The sequence below is a fragment of the uncultured Cyclobacterium sp. genome, from assembly GCF_963976465.1.
Classification (GTDB): domain Bacteria; phylum Bacteroidota; class Bacteroidia; order Cytophagales; family Cyclobacteriaceae; genus Cyclobacterium.
In genome coordinates, this window is the sequence record NZ_CAXBOC010000580.1 from 1 (window position 1) to 3,230 (window position 3,230).

The following is a 3,230-nucleotide window of genomic DNA, read 5'->3' on the forward strand; positions in this document are numbered from 1 at the left end:
CTCTAATAGCTCCCTGCCCTTTTTTCAATATGCTGCAGCCATGAAGCTATTTAGGTATCAGCTCAACGATCTTTACAGAATGGATAAGGAGCGTTATAAGGAATTTTTGGCCCAAATACCTGAGTCTATTAAAAAAGATATAAGAGGAATTCAAGCAAGCAACCGGAAAATAGTTCCCTTTTCTTCGGATTTTAGTAGAAAATCCAACGATTTGTATTTAAAATCTCAGGGAGTAAAGGCAGGAGTAAAAAGTTATGCACAACTTCCCATGCTCGTCTATTCATGGAATCTCACGAAATAAAACCTCATTTATATATTATAGGCAAAGCTTACAGTTGCAGGAAATGCATGATAAGCAGGTGATTGAAAGTATACAAATATTTAGTTTTTATGCGTAATTAAGTTATCAGTTTATCCTTCATTGAAATAAAAGACTAATTGATCCCTGTAGGTATCACTAGTTTGAAGGTTGAACCAACCCCTTCAGTGCTTTGCACTTCCAATTTCCCACTAAGCTTGTGGGCACTTTGGAAACACATGTGAAGCCCCATTCCCGTTCCTTTCTCCTGCTCGGTACCGTAAGTAGATTTTATATCTTGTTCGAAGATATTTTTTAAACGTTTGGGAGAAATCCCAACACCATTGTCCGTTATCTGAAGGGTCAATTGTTCTTCTTGAGAATAAATATCAACAATAACATGTCCTCCTGAAGGGGTGAACTTTATGGCATTTTGAACCAAATTCCTAACAATCAGGAGCAGTCTATCTGTCTCTAAATTCAATAAGGGATTTTCATGATAATTGACCTCTAATTCTATACTTTTTTGTTTGGCTATCACCCTTAAGATCTCTACTGTATCTTCGATCAGGTCTTTAATTTTTATTTTCTTTTCCTTTCTAGAGGCATTTTTTATTTCAAAAGAAGACCATTCCAATATATCTTCCATCATTTTATAGGTGTTTTTAGTCGATTTCAGTAATTCTTTTCGTAAGAATTTAATCTCTTCCTCAGTAAGGTCTCCTGAATTAATTAACTCTAAGGTTTGGATGATGGATTGAAGAGGATTTTTTAAATCATGGGAAATAATGGCTATGATTCTGTCTTTTTGGTTATTGGTTTGTTTTAGGTCTTTGTTTATTTTCAATAATGCCACTGTTTTTTCTTTCACTTTTCGTTTCTGGTTCAAAATAAAACGTTTTAAAGCAAACATTATCATGGTAACTCCAAGAATAGAAGCACTATAGGTAAGCAAATGATCCGTTAAAATTTCAAACCGGCTATTATAATTTTCAGGGATCAGTTCCCCATAGTATAACCCAAAGCAATAAAGTAAAAAATAAAACAGTACATTCAAGGTACTCCAGAACGTATAATGCTTTGTATTCACTATAGTAAGAATCAACAAATGAATCAAAGAAAGGATATAAAAAGTAGGGCCAATTATACCATCATTGTGAAAGAAATTGAAGAGTAAAATTGGATAGGTACTAAAACTCGCCAAATAAAATGCTGTTTTAAAGGCATGCTTTACCCTCAAAAGATAAATAAATACAGAAAGGCTGACCACAACTATTAAACAAAGTTTGACCAAACTATAGTTTTGTAACCATTAGTTGATGATCGCCAGAAAAAGAGCAAAACCTATTAAAATAACCAAGGCAACATTAAAAACTTGTATTTCCAGGGATGGACTCTTATCCCAGAAAAACAAATTCTTACCCTGCTTTTTTAACTTTGACAAAAATCCTTTTTTCAAAATTGATTAATTAAAATATTTCCCCTTATCCAAAAACCTTTACAAACTTAAATAGGTCACTATCAAACAATCCTTTGTCACTCAATTTTAAATGGGGGATTACCAATAAGCCCATAAAACTCAAGGTCATAAAAGGTGACTGTAAACCACTGCCAAATTCTTTTGCCAATCTATCTACCTCAATGTAACTACTTGCAACCGAAAATCCATCTGAATTACTCATCAATCCTGCTACAGGCAAGTTCAAAACCTTGCTTCCTTTGGGGCCTACAGCTGATAACCCTCCCTTTTCCTTGATAATTAAGTTGGCAGCTTCAGCCATCAGACTATCGCTTGTGCCCACTACTATGATATTATGTGAGTCATGGGCAACAGATGATCCAATGGCTCCATCTTTTAACCCAAAATTTTTAACCAAAGCTACCGCCGGTTTGACATCAGGCAGGTACCTATTGATGATGGCAATTTTTAGGATATCATTATTAATATCCACCCTAACTTTTCCATCTTTTTCAGGCACTACACAGTCAATCGTTCCGGTGATCAATTGAGAATCCTCCACCACTATCACTTTAGCCTTTCCCCCCTGATGATCCATTTCAAAATCATTGGCAGCAACCGGACAGGCTTTAAAATTATTGATCGGCTCCGTTTTGGTAGACATAATTTTACTTTTCCCTTCTTTGGCTACCAAAATTCCTGAGATATAAGTTTCTAAAACATTGAAATTAATCAAATCTTTCACCACTATAAAATCAGCAGGGTCATGGGGTCTTAATCTACCTACTCCAATATTATAATGCTGAACAGGAGTAATACAGCAAGCCCTTAGCACATTAAAAAGATCTTTCCCTTTATCAATAGCTCTAGCCGCCAACTGATTGATATGTCCTAACAACAGGCTATCGGGATGTTTATCATCTGAACAGAACATTATTTGATCCGGAAATTCATCGATCAAATCTATCAAAGCATCAAAGTTTTTCGCAGCACTTCCCTCCCTAATGGCTATTTTCATGCCTTTTTTGGCTTTAAAGCGAGCCTCTTCCAAAGTTACACATTCATGATCTGTAGAAATACCTGCTTTAATATAATTTGCTGCCTCTTCACCTACTAGTGCCGGCGCATGTCCATCTACAGGTTTACCAATTTTTTTTGCCAATTCAATTTTCCGGAGTACCTCATCGTCTCCCGAAAGCACTCCGGGCCAATTCATCATCTCAGCCAAATAATGAATATCTTTTCGTTTTAAAAGTTTGGCAATGTCGACGCTATTGATTGAGGCACCAGCTGTTTCAAACGGGGTTGCCGGCACACAGGATGGTGCGCCAAAAAAGAACTTGAATGGGGAATGATCACCATTTTCAATCATGAATTCCACTCCTTCAATCCCACAAACATTGGCAATTTCATGGGGATCAGATACAGTGGCTACCGTTCCATGAGTACTTGACAGGCGCGCAAATTCTGTAG

At 36.4% G+C, this 3,230-nt stretch carries 3 protein-coding genes; 1 reads left to right on the plus strand and 2 read right to left on the minus strand.

Features of this window, described 5'->3' with window-relative positions; translation table 11 throughout:
• The coding region (locus AAC037_RS22465) for a DUF3810 family protein (RefSeq protein WP_339905769.1) at positions 1–301 on the plus strand (301 nt) is incomplete at its 5' end.
• Between the two features lie 133 nt (positions 302–434).
• On the opposite strand, the gene AAC037_RS22470 is transcribed toward AAC037_RS22465, so the two are convergent.
• Complete coding sequence (locus AAC037_RS22470) at positions 435–1,592, minus strand: HAMP domain-containing sensor histidine kinase (RefSeq protein ID WP_339905771.1); 1,158 nt, start codon at positions 1,590–1,592, stop codon at positions 435–437.
• 190 nt (positions 1,593–1,782) lie between these two features.
• Positions 1,783–3,230 (minus strand): adenine deaminase (gene ade / locus AAC037_RS22475; RefSeq protein ID WP_339905773.1); only part of this gene is annotated, 1,448 nt, incomplete at its 5' end.